This window comes from Pseudomonas sp. YH-1 (assembly GCF_051990045.1).
GTDB lineage: Bacteria > Pseudomonadota > Gammaproteobacteria > Pseudomonadales > Pseudomonadaceae > Pseudomonas > Pseudomonas nicosulfuronedens.
Genome location: NZ_CP178184.1, coordinates 4,806,108 through 4,822,956 on the forward strand (window position 1 = coordinate 4,806,108; position 16,849 = coordinate 4,822,956).

Consider the following 16,849-nt stretch of genomic DNA (forward strand, 5'->3'; position numbering starts at 1 on the left):
TCCTACCACCGCCCCACGCCGGGGCGTAGCGCAGTCGGTCGTGGGCGCTGAAAACACCGCCGCAGAGCCGTCGCTGCGTCAAACCTACGCACTGCGCTTTGAGATTTGTCTTATTCAGCCACCGTTCGTCGCCGCCCTACAGTGCCGCCGCCCTGCCCTGCATCCGGGAGCGGGGTCTTTGCATACAAGGAGTAAGCATGAAGAAGTTCCTGAGCGCCGCCGCGCTGGTTTCCGTCGCCGTCCTGGCCAGCGGTTGCAGCAGCTACAACATCAGCCAGCCGATCGCCCCGGTGGCCGGCGCCGTGAAGACCGACCTGAAGGCCGACGTCGCCGTTGGCGGCCCGATCAGCGGGCAGTCGCAGGTCAACATCCTGTTTGGTTTCATCAAGTTCGGTGGTGACAGCCAGTTCGCCGACGGCGTGACCTATGGCGCCGAAAGTGGCTCGGGCATGAGCCTGGCGGCCTTCGACCCGGTGTCCAGCGCCAAGGCCGCCGCCGCCTTCAAGGCAGTGAAAAGCTCCGGCTCCGACCTGATCGTCGCGCCGCGTTACGAAGTGACCGTACAGGACTACGTCATCTTCAAGAAGGTGGACGTCAAGGTCACCGGCAACAAGGGCAACATCAACAACATCCGTTGATGCTCGCCGGGCGGGGCGCAATGCCCCGCCTTCGGCTGGAGCGAACGCAGCGACGATGCTAGGGTCTGCCCATTGCATTGCCAGGAAGTCGTCATGCACCGGAACGCCCCACTCGCCCTCGCCGTCCTCCCTCTTCTCATCGCCAGCTTCGCCCAGGCAGCCCCGCCGGATTTCGACGCCAAGGTAAACAAGCTCGCCCAGCAGGTCATGCGCGAACAGAACATCGCCGGCCTCGCCATCGGCGTGACCGACCACGGCGAACAACGCTTCTACAACTTCGGCGTGGCCTCGAAGGAGAGCAAGCAGCCGGTGAGCAGCGACACGCTGTTCGAGATCGGCTCGGTGAGCAAGACCTTCACCGCCACCCTGGCCGGCTTCGCCCAGGCCGCCGGCAAGCTCAAGCTCGCAGACAGCCCCACGCGCTACCTGAAGGAACTGCTCGGCAGCGCCCTGGACAAGGTGACGCTGCTCCAGCTCGCCACCCACGTCACCGGTGGTTTCCCGCTGCAACTGCCCGAGGACGTGAAGACACCCCAGCAGCTCACCGACTACTACAGGACCTGGCAGCCGCAGTATCCCGCCAATACCCAGCGCACCTATGCCAACCCCAGCATCGGCCTGCTCGGCATCGCCACCGCGCACGCCCTCGACGTGCCGTTCAAGACCGCGATGCAGCGCAACATCTTCGCGCCGCTGGGTCTTAGCAACACCCACATCGACGTACCGGTGACCCGCCAGGGCATCTACGCCCAGGGCTACGACAAGGACGATGCCCCCGTGCGGGTCAACCCCGACCAGATCGCCGACGAGGCCTACGGCGTGAAGTCCAGCAGCCGCGACCTGTTGCGCTTCGTGCAGATCCAACTGGGCGAGGTGAAGCTTGGCGACAAGCTGCGCTCGGCTGTGGACGCCACGCGCACCGGCTACTACCAGGTCGGGCCGATGACCCAGGACCTGGTCTGGGAGCAGTACGCCTACCCGCCCAAGCTCGCCGAACTTCAGCAATACAACGGCCCTTCGATGGTGCTGGAGAGCCAGCCGGTGACGGCACTGCGCAAACCGTTGCCACCGCAGCAGGACGTCTGGGTGAACAAGACCGGCGCCACTGGTGGTTTCGGCGCCTACGTCGCGTTCATCCCGTCGAAGCAGCGCGGCATTGTCATTCTCGCCAACCGCAACTACCCCAACGAAGTGCGGGTGAAGCTGGCCTGGGACATTCTCTCCAGGCTGAACTGACTCAGGCCTGTGCCTGGGCCTTGAGGAAGAGTGCGAACAACTCCGGCTGCGACTTGATATTGAGCTTGGCGTAGATGTGCCGGCGATGAACTTTCACCGTCTCGGCCGAGATATCCAGCTTGTTCGCCACTTCCTTGTTGGAGCAGCCGCTGAGTATCAGACGGATCACGTCCAGTTCGCGGGCAGTCAGCGGTGTGCCTAGACGTTCCATGGCCTGCTCCAGGTCGCCCTGCCAACGCTGCGGCTGACGCGTCGGCGCCTCGCTCACCGCGGCCTCGAAGAACAGCCGCTGGCGCATCAGGCCGGCCACCCAGGGACGGGCCAGCTCCAGCAGCGCCAGGTGCTCCGGGGTGAAGCGACTCAGGCTGCCGAGTGAAAGGCAGAGGGTGCGCGTCTCATCGATCGGCACGTTGTAGTGCACCTCGTCCTCCTTCACGTTCTGGTTGAAGTACAGGCGGTAGTACTCCGTCTGGGTGAAGCGTTCGGGCGCCACCTCAGCGAGGCGGAACAAGCCGCTCACCGGCTTCTCGCGGTTGGCGATGTAGAACGGATCGAGCAGGTACAGGCCCTGGATGTAATCGTGGAACAGCGGGTCGGGTGACTCGCCCTCGTAGGGGCTCTCGGCAAACGAATAGGGCCGGCCATCGCTGAACATCACCGCCACCCAGGAGTCCACCGGCACATAGTCGCCCAGCACGCGCACCAGCGAACGCCAGAAACCGGGGCAGTCCAGTTCCTCGATCAACTGCCCTATCGCGCGGTGCCAGGCCATGTCCGCAAGGTTCAGGTTCATGCTCGTACCCCCTGGGGTTAACTATTCGGCGTGATAGGAAATTCCTAGGCGAAACGCATACTTGCATTGCCTTCGGGAGCTTGTCACTGGCCCGTGGGGCCCATACGAACAACAACAAGGTCCAGACATGAAACTCGAACTGGTACAGCTCGCGGCGCGTGACGGCGACACCGGGCATAACCTGCAGCGCATCCTCAAGGCCATCGCCACCTGTGCGCCCGATACCGACCTGGTGGTCTTCCACGAGGCACAGATCACCGGCTTCCTCGAGGCCGACAACATCGCCAGCAATGCCGAGCCACTGGATGGCCCGAGTGTGCGTGCGATCCAGCAAGCCGCCCGCGACTGCGAAGTCGCCGTGGTGGTCGGACTGATCGAGAACGATGCCGGGCGCTTCTACAACACCACGCTGTTCATCGCCCCCGAAGGCATCCAGGCGAGCTACCGCAAGACTCATCTGTGGGTTGGCGAACCCGGCCTGGTCGAGCCCGGCGACCGCTATGTGAGCTTCCAATGGCGTGGCGTACGCATGGGCCTGCTGATCTGCTACGACACCGAGTTCCCGGAAACCGCCCGCGCGGTAGCGGAACTGGGCACCGAGCTGTTGCTGGTCACCGACGGCAACATGGAGCCCTACGGCCACGTGCACCGCACCTCCATCGCCGCCCGCGCCCAGGAGAACCAGTTCTTCGCCGTGGTAGTGAACCGCGTCGGCGACGGCAGTGATGATCTGGTCTTCGCGGGCGGCAGCGCCGCCGTCAACCCGTTCGGCCACACCCTGTTCGAGGCCGGCCGCGGCGAATGCCGGCACAGCGTGGTACTGGACCTCAGCCAGATCGCCGCTGCCCGGGCACTTTACGACTATCACCGGGAAAAGCGCTTCCAGCTGCCCGGGCAGCGCATCGAGCACGCCGATGGCCGGCGCGAGCTGCTGATTCCCTGAGCCGTCCGCGGCCCTTTTACGGATGCAACCTGCCGATAACAATCACAACGAAAACCGCCGGCGCTCCTTGCGAACGCCGGCCAGGAGCGCCCCATGAAAGCCCCCTTCCTCCTTGCACCCTTGCTGGCACTTGCCAGTCTGTTCGGCGCCGCCTCGGCCGCCGAAACCCCCACCGTTCACCTGTACAACTGGTACGACTTCATCGCCCCCGAAACGCCCAAGGCCTTTCAACAGGAAACCGGAATCAACCCGGTGCTGGATGTGTTCGACAACGCCGAAGTGATGCAGAGCAAGCTGATGGCCGGACGCACCGGCTACGACGTGGTGGTGATCAGCGGCGATGTGCTGCCCAACCTGATCAAGGCTGGCGTGCTGCAGGAGCTGGACCGCTCGAAACTGCCGAACTGGCCGCACTTGGACCCGGAAGTGCTCGCCACCCTGCAACGCAACGATCCCGGCAATCGCTACGGCGCGCCGTACATGTGGGGCACCACCGGCATAGGCTACGACGTCGACAAGCTCCACCAGCTGTTCGGCGATAACCCGCCAGTGAACACCTGGGACCTGATCTTCAAGGAAGAGAACATCGCCAAGCTCAGCCAGTGCGGCGTGGCCATGCTCGACGCGCCGGGGGAGATCATTCCCATCGCCCTGCACTACCTCGGCCTGCCCAGCAACAGCCAGAACCCCGACGACTACCGCAAGGCCGAGGAACTGCTGCTGAAGATCCGCCCCTACGTGCGCTACTTCGACTCGTCGAAATTCATCACCGACCTGGCCAACGGCAACACCTGCGTGGTGGTCGGCTGGGAAGGCGGAGTGTTCGACGCGCGCCTGACCGCCGAGCGCGCCGGCAACGGCCGCAGGATCGCCTACAGCATCCCCCGCGAAGGCGCACCGGTCTGGGTGGAGAATTTCGTGCTGCTCAAGGACGCGCCACACCCCGAGCAAGGTCTGGCTTTCATCGACTACATGCTGCGCCCGGAGGTGGTGGCCAGGAGTTCGGACTACGTCGGCTACCCCAATGCCAACCGCGACGCTACCGCCCTGGTGGACAAGAAGTTGCGCGATGACCCGGGCGCCTACCCCTCCAAGGAAGTGATGGCCACCCTGTTCCCGGTCGAACCACTGCCGCTGAAGGCCGAGCGCATTCGCACCCGGGTCTGGAGCAAGGTGAAGACCGGGACCTGAGCCGCTCCATCAGCGCCAGCAATATTCGTTATCAAAACGCCGGTAATGATCCCTGGCGGCGGAACCTGTAGCGTGCTCAGCTGACGCATTCCGCCACCAGAGGATCAGTGCCTTGCCCCGCCTCCCACTGCAACGCGCGCCCATCGGCGACTACGACCATTCGCCGCAATCGCGCAGCGGCCGCTTCCATAACCTCAAGCCGCGCTCTCCCGACATGCCAGAGCCCAGCGCGAAAGTGCTGTAGAACGTACTCTTCAACAAGCCGAAGAACACCGTGCCGCGCGCTCCGGTGCCGGTGCGTGCGCTGACGCCGGACGAACTGGACGCCGCCCCGGACCGCAGTCTGTATCGCCTCGGGCACTCCACCCTGCTGCTCAAGCTGCGCGGCGGCTGGTGGCTGACCGATCCGGTGTTTTCCGAACGCGCCTCGCCGTTCAGCTTCGCCGGACCCAAGCGCTTCCACGCACCACCGATTGCCCTGCAGGACCTGCCGCCAATCCGCGGCGTGATCCTCTCCCACGACCACTACGACCACCTCGATCGCGCGACCATCGCCGTGCTCGCCGCGCGCGCGGAGGTCTTCCTCACTCCGCTGGGCGTAGGTGACCGCCTGCTGGACTGGGGCGTGCCGGCGGAGAAGATCCGCCAGCTGGACTGGTGGCAGAGCACCACGGTGGACGGCCTGTGCCTCACCGCTACTCCGGCTCAGCATTTCTCCGGCCGTGGTGTACGCGACGGCAACCGTACCCTGTGGTGCTCCTGGGTGATCGAGGATGACAGCCTGCGCATCTTCTTCAGCGGCGACACCGGCTACTTCGACGGCTTCGCCGAGATCGGCCGGCGCTTCGGCCACTTCGACCTGACGCTGATGGAAACCGGCGCCTACAACGAACACTGGCCCTACGTGCACATGCACCCGCAACAGACCGTGCAGGCGCATCAGGACCTCAACGGCCGCTGGCTGCTGCCGATCCACAACGGCACCTTCGACCTGGCGATGCATGCCTGGTACGAACCCTTCGAGCGCGTGCTGGAGATCGCCGGCGAGCGTGGGCTCACCGTCACCACGCCAATGATGGGCGAGCGCATCGACATCGAGGCGCCCCATCAAGGTGAACGCTGGTGGCGCGGTGTGGTGGCCGAGGAAGCCCGTACGCCGGCACCACGCTGCGGCTGCCGCACTGCCCGTGAGAGCTGAGTCCCAGCTTTTGTAGGATGACGTGGAGCGCGGCGATACCTATTGGCGCATTGCACCAACCGCATGGGTATCGCTGCGTTCCACCCATCCTACGCTCAGGGTTTCCGAGATATTCCACCGTCGGTTGAATCAGTCGCTGGCCAGCTCGAAGAGCTGCCAGCGCACCGAGCTGACACCCTTCTCCAGGCTGATGCGGCTGACCATGCGTTCCAGCTGGCCGGCGGCGCCGTGGCCGCCGAGCAGCTCGGCGCGCACTTCGAGTTTCGCCGGGTTGGCCTGGTCCTCGCTGTGCAGCGATTGCAGACGCAGCTCGCTGCTGTCCAGGCTGTGCAACATCAGGCTGCGCACCTGGATTTCGTCCTCGGCACGGCAGACGATGGCAACGCCATAACGCTGCTCCGCCTCGTTGGCCGGCAGCACATCCTGATGGTTGATGCGCTGGGCGATGTCACGCAGCAGGATGTTGGCGCAAAGCACCACCACGCTGCCCAGCGCCGCCTCCAGCAACAGCCCCATGCTGCACAGCACACCGATGGCAGCGGTGCACCAGAGCGTGGCGGCGGTGTTCAGGCCGCGCACGTTCAGGCCATCACGCATGATCACGCCACCGCCCAGGAAGCCGATTCCAGACACTACGTAGGCAGCGATGCGCGGCGCATCCGCGGACAGCCCCGGCATGGCCTGGGTCATCAGCACGAAAAGGCAGGCCCCGGTGCTGACCAGCGCATTGGTGCGCAGGCCGGTGAGACGCTGGCGCAGTTGGCGTTCGGCGCCGATCAGGGCGCCGAGGATGAGTGCCGCGGCGACCCGCAGCAGGAAGATTTTCCAATCCATGTTCCACCTCGTTCGCGGCGCAGGGCCGCTCCATGCGCCGGGCGATGCCGGCGCGCATTCGGGGGATGGATTGCGAGAGTGCGAAGGGCCAGGCTGGCCCCGCAGGGGAATGGTGAGACGTCATCCCTTGGTGGGATGCGTATCGCCACTGTCCGCAACGCAGCGAGACAGTGGCAGGGCTCTGCCGGACGGCTCGCTGTTCAGACCTGTCGCAATCGACCAGGGCAAGTGTCCAAGGCAGGACTCCTCTGTGATTCAAAAAAAGCGACCGGACCCGGTGTGAGCACTGCCCGGGACAGCTCCGGCCGCGAGTCGTCATCATCCCCGAGCTGCCTTAAGGTTTCCTTAGCGGCCCTCAGGAGGCGCCTTCGCGCCAGCGCGCCGGGGTGGTTCCGACCCGCGCCTTGAACAGACGGACGAAGAAACTGACGTTCTCGTAACCGACCCCGGTGGCGATCTCGCGCACCGACAGCTGGGTAGCCAGCAGCAGCTTCTTCGCCTTGTCGATGCGTACCTGCTGCAGATAGAGATTCGGCGGCAACTTCGTCGCCTCGCTGAAGCGGCGCTTGAAGGTCCGCTGGCTGACGCCGGCCTGGCGCGCCATGCGCTCGATGGTCAGGGGCTCGGCGTGGTGACTCTCGATCCAGTCCTGTACCCGCAATACCGTGTCGTCGCAATGGTTGCGATGGCCCGGCAGGATCGGCCCGAGGCGGTGCGGATCGGCCACCAGCAGGTGGGTGGCGCAGAGCTGGGCGAAGCGGTCACCGCGGTCGCGCGCGAGAATGTCCAGCAAGGCGTCGAAGCAGCCATTGAGCGAGCCGGTGCTGTAAAGCCCACCCTCCTGCAGGAAGGACTCCCGCGCCACGAAGCGGCACGCCGGGTAGCGCTTGCCCAGCTGCCGGACGAAGGCCCAGTGCGTGGCCAGCAGTCCGCCGTCCAGGCGCCCACTGGCTGCCAGCCAGGCGGCCCCCGTGGTCAACGCCAGCACCCGCGTGCCGGCGTCGATGTGCTGGCCCAACCATTCCAGCACTCGCGCATCCGCTTCGAAGCCGGCCAGGCGCGGTCCCTCGATGGCCGGCAGGACGATCAGAGAAGCCGCCCTGACGTCTTCCAGCGCAGCGTCCGGTGTAATGACGTGGCCGCCTGCTGCGGACACTGGCGCGCCATCGACCGACACCACCCGCACCGTGAAGGACGGTTGCATCCCCAGGTGCTTCTCCAGCAAAGCCGCAATGCGGAAGAAATCTGCGGCCGAGAACAACCCCATCGCCCAACAGCCGTCGTAGGCCAGTATCGCTATCTGTTCCAAACTCCCTCCTGGCCCGATCGGACTATGCATGAGCCCATCTGAACATCGCCTCGGTCACCTGCCGGGAATACTATGACCGAACCCACAGCGAGTCAGTACAGGAGCGTGTCATGTCGTTGCCCGTCACCACCCGGGAACACTGGATCAGCAGCGAAAAGGGCCAACTGTTCGCCCAGGACTGGACGCCCGCCGAAACCGTCGGCGAGCCGATCCTGCTGCTGCATGACTCGCTGGGCTGCGTGACCTTGTGGCGCGATTTCCCGCAGCAGCTCGCGCGCACCACTGGACGCCAGGTCATCGCCTACGATCGCCTCGGTTTCGGCCGTTCCGATCGCTATCCCGGCGCCCTGCCCCTGGACTTCATCGACGACGAGGCGCGCCGCTTCTTCCCCCTGCTGCAACAGCACTTCGGCTTCGAACGCTGTGTGGTCTTCGGCCACAGCGTCGGCGGCGCCATGGCCGTGGCCTGCGTGGCGCAGCATCCGCAAGCGTGCGTGGCGCTGGTCACCGAGTCGGCCCAGGCCTTCGTCGAGCACCAGACCCGCGACGGCATCCGCGCCGCCGAGGTGGAGTTCGCCCGCGATGGCCAGCTGGAGCGCCTGCAGAAGTACCACGGCGACAAGGCCTTCTGGGTGCTGCGTGCCTGGGTCGACACCTGGCTGTCCGATGACTTCAGCGACTGGAATCTGGACGCCGAGTTGGCCCAGGTGAAGTGCCCGATCCTCAGCCTGCATGGCGAGCAGGACGAGTACGGCTCGGCCGCGCACCCGGAACGCTTTACCTCGGTCCCCGGCGTACCGACGATGCTCAGGCTGCTGCCCGACTGCGGCCACGTTCCGCACCGCGAACAACAGCCGGCGGTACTCCAGGCGGTGAGCGAGTTCCTGCAGCGTTATCTGCCCTAGGCCCCGTCACTGGCGGGGTACGGCAGCTACCGTCTGGCTGGAAAGTTGAATCTAGTTCCGCGCGGCACAGTCACAACGACCAGGCGCCGTCGCCTCGCTTCGTCCATACAGAGCAAGGCGGCCTCAAGGGCGTCGTTGCGCAGGCGCCGCAAGGAGCCAGCACAGCGACAAGACTGATTTGCTGCGCAGGTAGGTCCGATCATGTGCCGCCTTCTTCCAACGCTGCTGCTCACCCTGTGGGCGGCCTTTTCTTTCGCCGCCGACATCGGCAGCTCCACCGACGAGAAAGCCCAGGCCGCCGTGAGCAAGGGTGAAGTGCTGGAACAGCAGGTCGCCCACCCCGCCACGGCAGTCACCACCGCAGCGCCCATTACCAAAGCTGAAGTGAAGGCCGTCGACCCGGTCGGCAAAGCGCCGCTGGACGACGCTGTTGTCTGCCTGTCACGGACCATCTATTGGGAAGCCAAGGGCGGCGGCAAGGCGGACATGGAGGCCGTCGCCAATGTCGTGCTCAACCGCATGGGCCACGGCGGCTTCCCCGACACGGTGTGCGGGGTGGTCAAGCAGGGCCAGGAGCAGAAGCATTGCCAGTTTTCCTGGTGGTGCGACGGCCGCTCCGACCAGGTGGAAGAAAAGAACCGCTACGACATCGCCAAGGAAATCGCCCGCAAGGCGCTGAACCAGCAACTCGGCGACCGCACCCGCGGCGCCATGTACTTCCATGACCGCCATGTATCACCAAGCTGGGCCAAGGAGTACATCCGCACGGCGGAGACTGACGAGTTCGTCTTCTACAAGCCGCGCGGCGGTGATGCGCGCTAGAGCGCCTTCAGTTGGCGGCGCTGGAGCCGTCACGCTGGGCGTCCATCCAGCGCACCAGTGCCTCGCCGAACTCCGGCGGTGCCTTGCGCCCGACACGGCGCGCGAGGTCGAGCACCGTGTGCTGGGCCAGGGCCTCTTCCATGCGCTTCTGCGCGGTCAGCATGACCGCGTGGATCGAGCAGGTGCCGCAGGTCGCCCATTCCGGCGGCGAGCCTTCGAACACGGCGCAACGGCCTCGGATGTCGCGGCATTCGAAGATCTGTTTGTCGTCATCGATGGCCTTGACGATATCCAGCACGGTGATTTCGTCCGCCGGCCGCGCCAGACGGAACCCACCGCGCACGCCTTCGGTGGCCGCCACCAGCCCGGCCTTGGCCAGCTTGGTGAAGACCTTGGCGAGCAGCTCCTGGGGCACGCCCTGCAACTCCGCCAGCGCACGCACGCTGGAGTCCCGGTTGTCACCCTTCTCGTCTGTCAGAAAGAGCAGGCAGTGAATGCCGTACTCCACCCCCGCACTGTACAAAGCCATCATAAACTCCGACTAGATTAGTCGTATTATTCTCCGGCCACGCCGGGTATTCGGCAAGCACTTAAGCACGCACCCTGACGAGCTGTCATCTATGGCACGGGCATTTTTGCGCTTTCCCATGCTCCTCGCATAAATAGAAGCAGCACCGCTTCTACGAGCTCAGCCGTGACGAACGGTCGGAGTTTGAGGCAAAAATCGGTTGCACCACTTAACTACGACAAATATAGTCGTAGTTATCCGAGACGAGCCGGGAAGCGAACCGCTCCGATATCAGGCACTCGGGAACCCAACAACCTGGATTCATCCTTTTCGTCGGAGAGCACCATGAAACAACGCATCCTGATCGTCGGCACCGGTTTCGCAGGCATGTGGAGCGCCCTGAGCGCCACGCGCCTGCTCGACCTGCACCAGCGCGGCGACGTCGAAGTCGCGGTCCTCGCCCCCCAGGCCGAACTGCGCATCCGCCCGCGCTTCTACGAGCCGAACGTGCACCAGATGGCCGCTCCGCTGGGCGACCTGTTCGGCGCCGTGGGCGTGACCTTCATCCAGGGCAGCGCCGAGCAGATCGATGTCGATGGCCGCCAACTGGACTACCGCAACGCCAGCGGCGAGATCGCCACCCTGGGCTTCGACCGTCTGATCCTCGCCAGCGGCAGCAAAGTCGCTCGCCCCGCCCTGCCGGGCATCGAGCACGCCTTCGACGTGGATGAGATCGACCAGGCCGTGCGCCTTGAAACGCATATCCGCGCGCTGCACCAGTTGCCGGAGTCCGAAGCGCGCAACACGGTGATCGTCGCTGGCGGCGGTTTCACCGGCATCGAAACCGCCGCTGAAATGCCCGCACGACTGCGGGAAGTACTGGGCGCGGACGCCAAGGTCCGGGTCATCGTGGTCGATCGCGGCGCCGAGATTGGCGGCGCACTGGGCATCACCTCGCAGTCCGTGGTGGCCGAAGCCTCCGCCGAGCTGGGCGTGGAATGGCGCCTGAAGGCCTCGGTGGAATCCATCGACGAGAACGGTGTGACCCTCTCCAGCGGCGAGCGCATCGACGCGAAGACCGTGATCTGGACCGCCGGCGTGCGTGCCAGCTCGCTGACCGAACAGGTCGCCGGCGAACGCGACCGCCAGGGCCGCCTGCACGTGGACCGTAATCTCCAGGTCATCGGTCAGGACGCAGTGTTCGCCACCGGCGACACCGCTTACGCCGCCACCGACGAGGTCGGCAACTACGCGCTGATGACCTGCCAGCACGCCATCGCCCTGGGCCGCTCGGCCGGTAACAACGCCGCCGCCGACCTGCTGGGCGTAGCACCCATCCCCTACAGCCAGCCCAAGTACGTGACCTGTCTGGACCTGGGCGCCTGGGGTGCGCTGTTCACCGAAGGCTGGGACCGCCAGGTGCGTTTCCAGCGTGAGGAAGGCAAGAAGATCAAGACCGAGATCAACACCGTGTGGATCTACCCGCCAGCCGCCGATCGCGCCACCGCGCTGGCAGCCGCCGACCCGATGATCCCGGTCGTGGCCTGATGCGTTGAGCCAAGCCCCGGATGGCACGCGCCTTCCGGGGCTTTTTCATGCCTGCTGTACGGCTTCCACCGTAGAAGCCGGCCCTCTGCCACGCGGCAGGCAGAGCGACTCGACCATCCGCACCAGCGTATCGATCACCTCCTCGCGCCCCAGTAGTGGCTGCGCCTCGCTCAGGTAGCGGGCAGTGGTGTACTGAACGGAGTTGATCACCACGAAAAGTACTGCCGGCAAGTTGTCGATGCGATAGTCGTCGAAGTGGCGCATCAGGTACTGCCGGCACACCTCCATCATCTGCTGCTCCAGGGACTGGAACACCGGCGCGGAATTCAGCCGGTGCCAGTGCCGCAGCAGCTCGCGCTGCGCCGCGTCGCCCTCCACCTGCTCGAAGATGCCCTCCAGAACCCCACGGGTAACGCTGCCGATGTCCGCCCCCAGCAACGGCGTGACGCGTTCGTGCACCACCTTCATCAGCGTGCCGGCACGCTGCATCAGCAGGGCCTCGACGATCATTTCCTTGTTGGCGAAGTACTGATAAAGCGAGCCGACGCTCACTCCGGCACGGCGCGCCACGTGGTTGGTGGTCAGTGCATCGAGACCGTGCTCGCCGATAACCAGCGCCGCGGCCTCAACCAGCACAGCCACCATCTCGCTGGCGCGCTGCTGCCTGGGTTGCTTCCTCATACCTCTCCCCTGTTGCGAGCCGGATGCGAGTTGAATGCGAGCAAATACTCGCAATAGCGTAATTCGAGGCATCCGCCCGGCAACCCATCCAAGGTATGAATCGATGAGCGCAACTGCCCTGCCCACCCGCCACGGCGCCGACCTGTCCCGTGCCCGCCGCACCGCTGCGCCGATCAAACGCTTCCTCAAGGCCCCCTGCGAGCCGGATGCCGCGACCTGGCAGGCCATCGGCGAGTCGCTCATGGTCGGCGACGCCCCCATGGATGCGCTGGTGGCGTGGATGTTCGACATCGGGCTCGGCAGCGGCATGCGCCTGTACGAACAGGCCCTGAACCAGGGCATTACAGCCATCCGCGACGCGCCTCCGGCGTTGACGGACTTCTTCGCAAGGGTCGACACAGCGCCCGACTGGGTCGATCCACAACGCCTCGATGAAGGCGCCCGCGCCTGCGGACTCTCCGGGCTCACCGGGATGCGCGTACTGCGTGACCTGGGCCTGCTGGCCGGCTACCAGGCCTCCGGCATCAACCGCACCCTGGTGCTCACCGGCGCGCTGGAGAAAGGTCCGCAGCGGCGCGTCGCCGAAACCACCAAATGGTGGATCGACTGCACCCGTCCCGGCGGCATGGCCCGCGGCGCAGCGGGCTATCGCAGCACGCTGCACGTACGTCTGGTGCATGCACTGGTGCGACGGCGGGTATCACGGCTGGAGGCCTGGGATTTCACCCACTACGGCCTACCGGTCAACCAGGGCGACATGCACGCGACCTACCTGGCCTTCTCGGCCATCTTCCTGATCGGCCAGCGCATGCTGGGTGTGGTCCTGAGCCGTGGCGACCGCGAAGCGATCATCCACCTCTGGCGCTACATCGCCTGGCTGATGGGCGTCGAGGAACGCTGGCTGTGCGCCAGCGAGAACGAGGCCATCCGCGCGCTCTACCACAACCTGCTGTCCCAGGCGCCGCCGGACGACAGCAGTCGCATCCTCGGCTCGGCGCTGGTGGACGAGCCGCTGCAGCGCCACTATGCCAACTTCGCCTGGCTGCGTGGCCGGCTGAACCGGGCCATCCACCTGAGCATTGCCGGCACCTTCATCGACGCCCAAGGCCGGCGCGCCCTCGGCCTGCCGGCCGGCAGCCTGCCCTGGTACCCGCTGCTGACCGCGCCGCCGCGCTTCCTCTTCCACTGCCTGCTGCGCGCGTGTCCCGGCGGCCGCGACTGGCTCATGAGGCACGGCCTGCAAAGCCAGGAAAACTACCTGCGCACGCTGTTCGGCGGCGCCGATCCAAGGCTGATCGCGCCCACACACCTGAAAACCGAAGACGTCCGCCCCTGAAACTCCCGGTTCCGCGATCCGATGAAAAAAACCGCACTCGCAGCGCCCTTGCGCGATCCATTGACGGGAGAGCCTTCGAGGAGCCGCCATGAGCACACCGCCTGAGCTGCCAGAGCTACCGTCCGACCTCCACTACGTCGACGACAGGCTACCGGGGATCAGCCGGCGCCGTCTGCGTGGGCGCTTCGCCTACTTCGATCCGGGCGGCGAGCGCATCCGCGTGGAAGCGGAAATCGAGCGCATCAACAGCCTGGCGATTCCGCCGGCGTACATCGACGTGTGGATCTGCATCGATCCGCTCGGCCACCTGCAGGCCACCGGCCGCGACGTGCGCGGGCGCAAGCAGTACCGCTACCACCCGCGTTGGACCGAGGTTCGCGACAGCGCCAAGTACGAGCGCCTGCTGCGTTTCGGGGAAAACCTGCCCGCCCTGCGCAAACGCCTTGAACGGGACCTGGCACGACCGGGTCTGGGGGCGGAAAAGGTCATGGCAACCGTGGTCGAACTGCTCGACCGCACGCTGATCCGCATCGGCAACCAGCGTTACCGCAAGGAAAACCGCTCCTTCGGCCTGACCACCCTGAACAACCGCCATGTCGAGGTCCAGGGCACGCGCATTCGCTTCGCCTTTCGCGGCAAGAGCGGCATCCGCCACAGCGTGGACATCGAGCACCCGCGCCTGGCGCGCATCCTTCGCCGCTGCCTGGAACTGCCCGGCCAGCAGCTGTTCCAGTACCTGGATGCCGACCGCCAACGCCACATGATCGACTCCCGCGACATCAACGCCTACCTGCGCGAACACGCCGGCGAGGAATTCACCGCCAAGGACTACCGCACCTGGGCCGGCACCACCCTGGCGCTGGAGTACTGCCGCAAGACCCGCTGGGAAGACGAGAAAAGCGCCAACCGCCAGCTCAAGGCAATCATCGAGCAGGTGGCCGACGAACTGGGGAACACGCCGGCAATCTGCCGCAAGTGCTACGTGCATCCACGAGTGATCGAAGCCTTCCTCGCCGGCGAACTGCAAGAGCTGCGTAAAGCGCGAAAGCGGAAGCACCTGAGCGCCGAGGAGGCCACCCTGCTCGGGTTCCTGTCGCGGACGCTCCCCTGAGCGCCTTTCGAGCAGAGCGCGCGCCGGTGACGACAGCAAGATTGTTCAAGCCAGTCGACACGTTTCTCTGCCACGCTGAAGAGACTTACCTGCCTGCAAGAAACGTTCATGTCCCAAGATCAGCTTCCCTCCCGCGCCTTCCTCAGGGGCGCCATCGACATCATGCCGCTGTCGCTCGCGGTACTGCCCTGGGGCCTGCTGGCCGGCTCCCTGGCCATCGACGCCGGGCTTTCGCCGCTGCACGGCCAGGGCCTGTCGGCCATCGTCTTCGCCGGCGCCGCGCAACTGGTGGCCATCGGCATGCTCAAGGGTGGCGCCGGGTTCTTCTCGATCATGATCACCACCCTGCTGCTGACCTCTCAGCACCTGCTCTACGGGATGACCATGCGCCCGGTGATCTCCGGGCTGCCGGGGCGCTGGCGCGCGGGGCTGGGTTTCCTGCTCACCGACGAGCTGTTCGCCCTCACCAGCAGCCATGACCGCGAGACCTTCAACCGCTGGTACGCACTGGGTGTTGGCCTGACGTTCTACATCGCCTGGAACCTCTTCACCCTTGCCGGCGTGCTGGTGGGCACCAGCATTCCCGGCCTCGAGCATCTGGGCCTGGACTTCTCCATCGCCGCTACCTTCATCGCCCTGATCACACCCGTGGTGAAGAACGTGCCAACCGTAGTCTGCGTTGCCGTCTCGCTGTTCTGCTCGGTGCTCTTCAGCTACTGGCAGGTCGGTTCGGCGCTGGTCCTTTCCGGGCTGGCGGGCATGTTCGCCGGCTTCCTCTGCCAGAAACTCTCGGGGGTGCGCGCATGATGGTCTGGGCAGTAATTCTGGGCATGGGACTGATCGTGTTCTTCAACCGCTATGTGTTCCTCGAACCGCGCCTGCCGATCCGCCTGAGCAGCAACGTGCGGCAGTTCCTCGGCTTCGCCGTACCCGGGATGCTCACCGCGATCTGCGGGCCCATCGTGTTCCTGCCCGAGCACCAGCTGAACCTGCGCCTGGACAACCCCTACCTGCTCGGTGGTGTGGTCGCCGTGGCACTGGTGCTGTGGACGCGCAATGTGCTGCTCAGCGTGATCCTCAGCATGGGCGCGTTCTACCTGCTGCGCTGGTGGCTGTGACCGGCGCCCGGCTTCAGCCCGACTCGCCCTGTCTGTAGTACGCCAACACCAATTGCACCAGCGCTTCCTCGATGCCCGCGCGCCGCCCCGGCGCCAGGGCACCGGGATCATCCAGTAGCGCGCGCAATACGCCGCCAACGGCGTGGGCGAGGACGAAAACCTCGGCCTCGTCGAGCTTGCGCAACTGCTGGTCATGCCCGATCAGGCCGTGGGTCACCAGGTGGGTCATGATGCTGCCGCGCAGGGCCGGCAGCGGACTGCCACCACCACGGGTCATCAGGTAGTGCATCAGCGCCTTGTGCGCTCCAGTACGCCCACCGTAGGCACTGACGGCGGCATGGATCACCGCGCGGATACGCTCGCCGGGCGTCTCCGGCGGTCGAGCGGACAGTGCGCCCATGATGCCGCTTGCCAACGCCGCCAACTCGCGCCGAGCCAGTTCGTCGAGGATACGGTCCTTGTTGGGGAAGTACTGGTACAACGAGCCAACGCTGACCCCGGCGAGTTCCGCCACGTGGTTGGTGGTGAATCCCTCCAGGCCATGACGCTCCAGGATGCGCCGGGACGCCTCCAATATGAGCTCGACCTTCTCCAGCGCCCGCGCCTGCCTTGGCAAGCGACGGCTATCTGGCTGATTTTCCGCTGTTTTTCGGTTCACCTGGGGCCACCGGGAAAGCG

Annotated in this window: 17 protein-coding genes and 1 pseudogene; 12 read left to right on the forward strand and 6 right to left on the reverse strand. The window is 65.5% G+C overall.

Features of this window, described 5'->3' with window-relative positions:
• Window positions 1-197: 197 nt before the first annotated feature.
• Together ACKI1H_RS21905 and ampC are read left to right on the forward strand one after the other, a co-directional pair.
• Window positions 198-638, forward strand: coding sequence for a hypothetical protein (locus ACKI1H_RS21905; RefSeq protein WP_138520944.1), 441 nt, complete (start codon window positions 198-200; stop codon window positions 636-638).
• Window positions 639-731: 93 nt separating this feature from the next.
• Window positions 732-1,874 (forward strand): class C beta-lactamase, encoded by a 1,143-nt coding sequence (gene ampC, locus ACKI1H_RS21910; protein WP_440466302.1) that lies wholly within the window; start codon window positions 732-734, stop codon window positions 1,872-1,874.
• 1 nt (window position 1,875) lies between these two features.
• On the opposite strand, the gene ACKI1H_RS21915 is transcribed toward ampC, so the two are convergent.
• Complete coding sequence (locus ACKI1H_RS21915; protein WP_440466303.1) at window positions 1,876-2,667, reverse strand: LuxR C-terminal-related transcriptional regulator; 792 nt, start codon at window positions 2,665-2,667, stop codon at window positions 1,876-1,878.
• A gap of 127 nt (window positions 2,668-2,794) precedes the next feature.
• Here ACKI1H_RS21915 and ACKI1H_RS21920 point away from each other — a divergent pair, with 127 nt between their 5' ends.
• The 3 genes and pseudogenes from ACKI1H_RS21920 to ACKI1H_RS21930 all read left to right on the forward strand — a co-directional run bounded on the left by ACKI1H_RS21920 (window position 2,795) and on the right by ACKI1H_RS21930 (window position 5,999).
• Entirely contained in the window at window positions 2,795-3,610 is an 816-nt protein-coding gene (locus tag ACKI1H_RS21920; protein ID WP_440466304.1) for a carbon-nitrogen hydrolase family protein, read from the forward strand.
• 93 nt (window positions 3,611-3,703) lie between these two features.
• A complete protein-coding gene (locus tag ACKI1H_RS21925; RefSeq protein WP_440466305.1) occupies window positions 3,704-4,801 on the forward strand; it encodes a polyamine ABC transporter substrate-binding protein in 1,098 nt (365 codons plus the stop codon).
• A 112-nt stretch (window positions 4,802-4,913) separates the two neighbouring features.
• Window positions 4,914-5,999 (forward strand): annotated as a pseudogene (locus ACKI1H_RS21930) (MBL fold metallo-hydrolase).
• A 129-nt stretch (window positions 6,000-6,128) separates the two neighbouring features.
• On the opposite strand, the gene ACKI1H_RS21935 reads toward ACKI1H_RS21930, so the two are convergent.
• Both ACKI1H_RS21935 and ACKI1H_RS21940 read right to left on the reverse strand, forming a co-directional pair.
• Window positions 6,129-6,833: an MgtC/SapB family protein gene (locus tag ACKI1H_RS21935; protein WP_138520950.1), complete on the reverse strand. Its 705-nt coding sequence runs from the start codon at window positions 6,831-6,833 to the stop codon at window positions 6,129-6,131.
• A gap of 355 nt (window positions 6,834-7,188) precedes the next feature.
• Window positions 7,189-8,142 carry a GlxA family transcriptional regulator gene (locus tag ACKI1H_RS21940; protein ID WP_138520951.1) on the reverse strand — a complete coding sequence of 318 codons (954 nt, stop codon included), beginning with the start codon at window positions 8,140-8,142 and terminating at the stop codon, window positions 7,189-7,191.
• 110 nt (window positions 8,143-8,252) lie between these two features.
• Between ACKI1H_RS21940 and ACKI1H_RS21945 the strand changes: the two genes are divergently transcribed.
• Entirely contained in the window at window positions 8,253-9,047 is a 795-nt protein-coding gene (locus ACKI1H_RS21945; RefSeq protein ID WP_440466306.1) for an alpha/beta fold hydrolase, read from the forward strand.
• 201 nt (window positions 9,048-9,248) lie between these two features.
• Window positions 9,249-9,869 carry a cell wall hydrolase gene (locus ACKI1H_RS21950; RefSeq protein ID WP_138520953.1) on the forward strand — a complete coding sequence of 207 codons (621 nt, stop codon included), beginning with the start codon at window positions 9,249-9,251 and terminating at the stop codon, window positions 9,867-9,869.
• A gap of 7 nt (window positions 9,870-9,876) precedes the next feature.
• Here ACKI1H_RS21950 and ACKI1H_RS21955 read toward each other — a convergent pair whose 3' ends face one another.
• The gene (locus ACKI1H_RS21955; protein WP_440466307.1) at window positions 9,877-10,398 is read right to left on the reverse strand and encodes an RrF2 family transcriptional regulator; all 522 of its coding nucleotides are present in this window, start codon (window positions 10,396-10,398) and stop codon (window positions 9,877-9,879) included.
• Between the two features lie 324 nt (window positions 10,399-10,722).
• Between ACKI1H_RS21955 and ACKI1H_RS21960 the strand changes: the two genes are divergently transcribed.
• On the forward strand, window positions 10,723-11,925 hold the full coding sequence (locus ACKI1H_RS21960) for an NAD(P)/FAD-dependent oxidoreductase (RefSeq protein WP_440466308.1): 1,203 nt from the start codon (window positions 10,723-10,725) through the stop codon (window positions 11,923-11,925).
• A 45-nt stretch (window positions 11,926-11,970) separates the two neighbouring features.
• Here the strand turns inward: ACKI1H_RS21960 and ACKI1H_RS21965 are convergent, their stop codons facing one another.
• Complete coding sequence (locus tag ACKI1H_RS21965) at window positions 11,971-12,606, reverse strand: helix-turn-helix domain-containing protein (protein ID WP_440466309.1); 636 nt, start codon at window positions 12,604-12,606, stop codon at window positions 11,971-11,973.
• 103 nt (window positions 12,607-12,709) lie between these two features.
• Here ACKI1H_RS21965 and ACKI1H_RS21970 point away from each other — a divergent pair, with 103 nt between their 5' ends.
• The 4 genes from ACKI1H_RS21970 to ACKI1H_RS21985 all read left to right on the forward strand — a co-directional run bounded on the left by ACKI1H_RS21970 (window position 12,710) and on the right by ACKI1H_RS21985 (window position 16,171).
• The gene (locus ACKI1H_RS21970) at window positions 12,710-13,942 is read left to right on the forward strand and encodes an oxygenase MpaB family protein (RefSeq protein WP_440466310.1); all 1,233 of its coding nucleotides are present in this window, start codon (window positions 12,710-12,712) and stop codon (window positions 13,940-13,942) included.
• Window positions 13,943-14,030: 88 nt separating this feature from the next.
• A complete protein-coding gene (locus ACKI1H_RS21975; protein WP_138520958.1) occupies window positions 14,031-15,053 on the forward strand; it encodes a DNA topoisomerase IB in 1,023 nt (340 codons plus the stop codon).
• A 108-nt stretch (window positions 15,054-15,161) separates the two neighbouring features.
• Window positions 15,162-15,860, forward strand: coding sequence for an AzlC family ABC transporter permease (locus tag ACKI1H_RS21980; protein ID WP_440466311.1), 699 nt, complete (start codon window positions 15,162-15,164; stop codon window positions 15,858-15,860).
• Window positions 15,857-16,171, forward strand: a complete 315-nt coding sequence (locus ACKI1H_RS21985; RefSeq protein ID WP_236175131.1) for an AzlD domain-containing protein — start codon at window positions 15,857-15,859, stop codon at window positions 16,169-16,171. Before ACKI1H_RS21980 ends, ACKI1H_RS21985 begins: the two co-directional genes overlap by 4 nt.
• A 13-nt stretch (window positions 16,172-16,184) precedes the next feature.
• Here the strand turns inward: ACKI1H_RS21985 and ACKI1H_RS21990 are convergent, their stop codons facing one another.
• Window positions 16,185-16,745 carry a TetR/AcrR family transcriptional regulator gene (locus ACKI1H_RS21990; RefSeq protein ID WP_246084829.1) on the reverse strand — a complete coding sequence of 187 codons (561 nt, stop codon included), beginning with the start codon at window positions 16,743-16,745 and terminating at the stop codon, window positions 16,185-16,187.
• Window positions 16,746-16,849 lie beyond the last annotated feature (104 nt).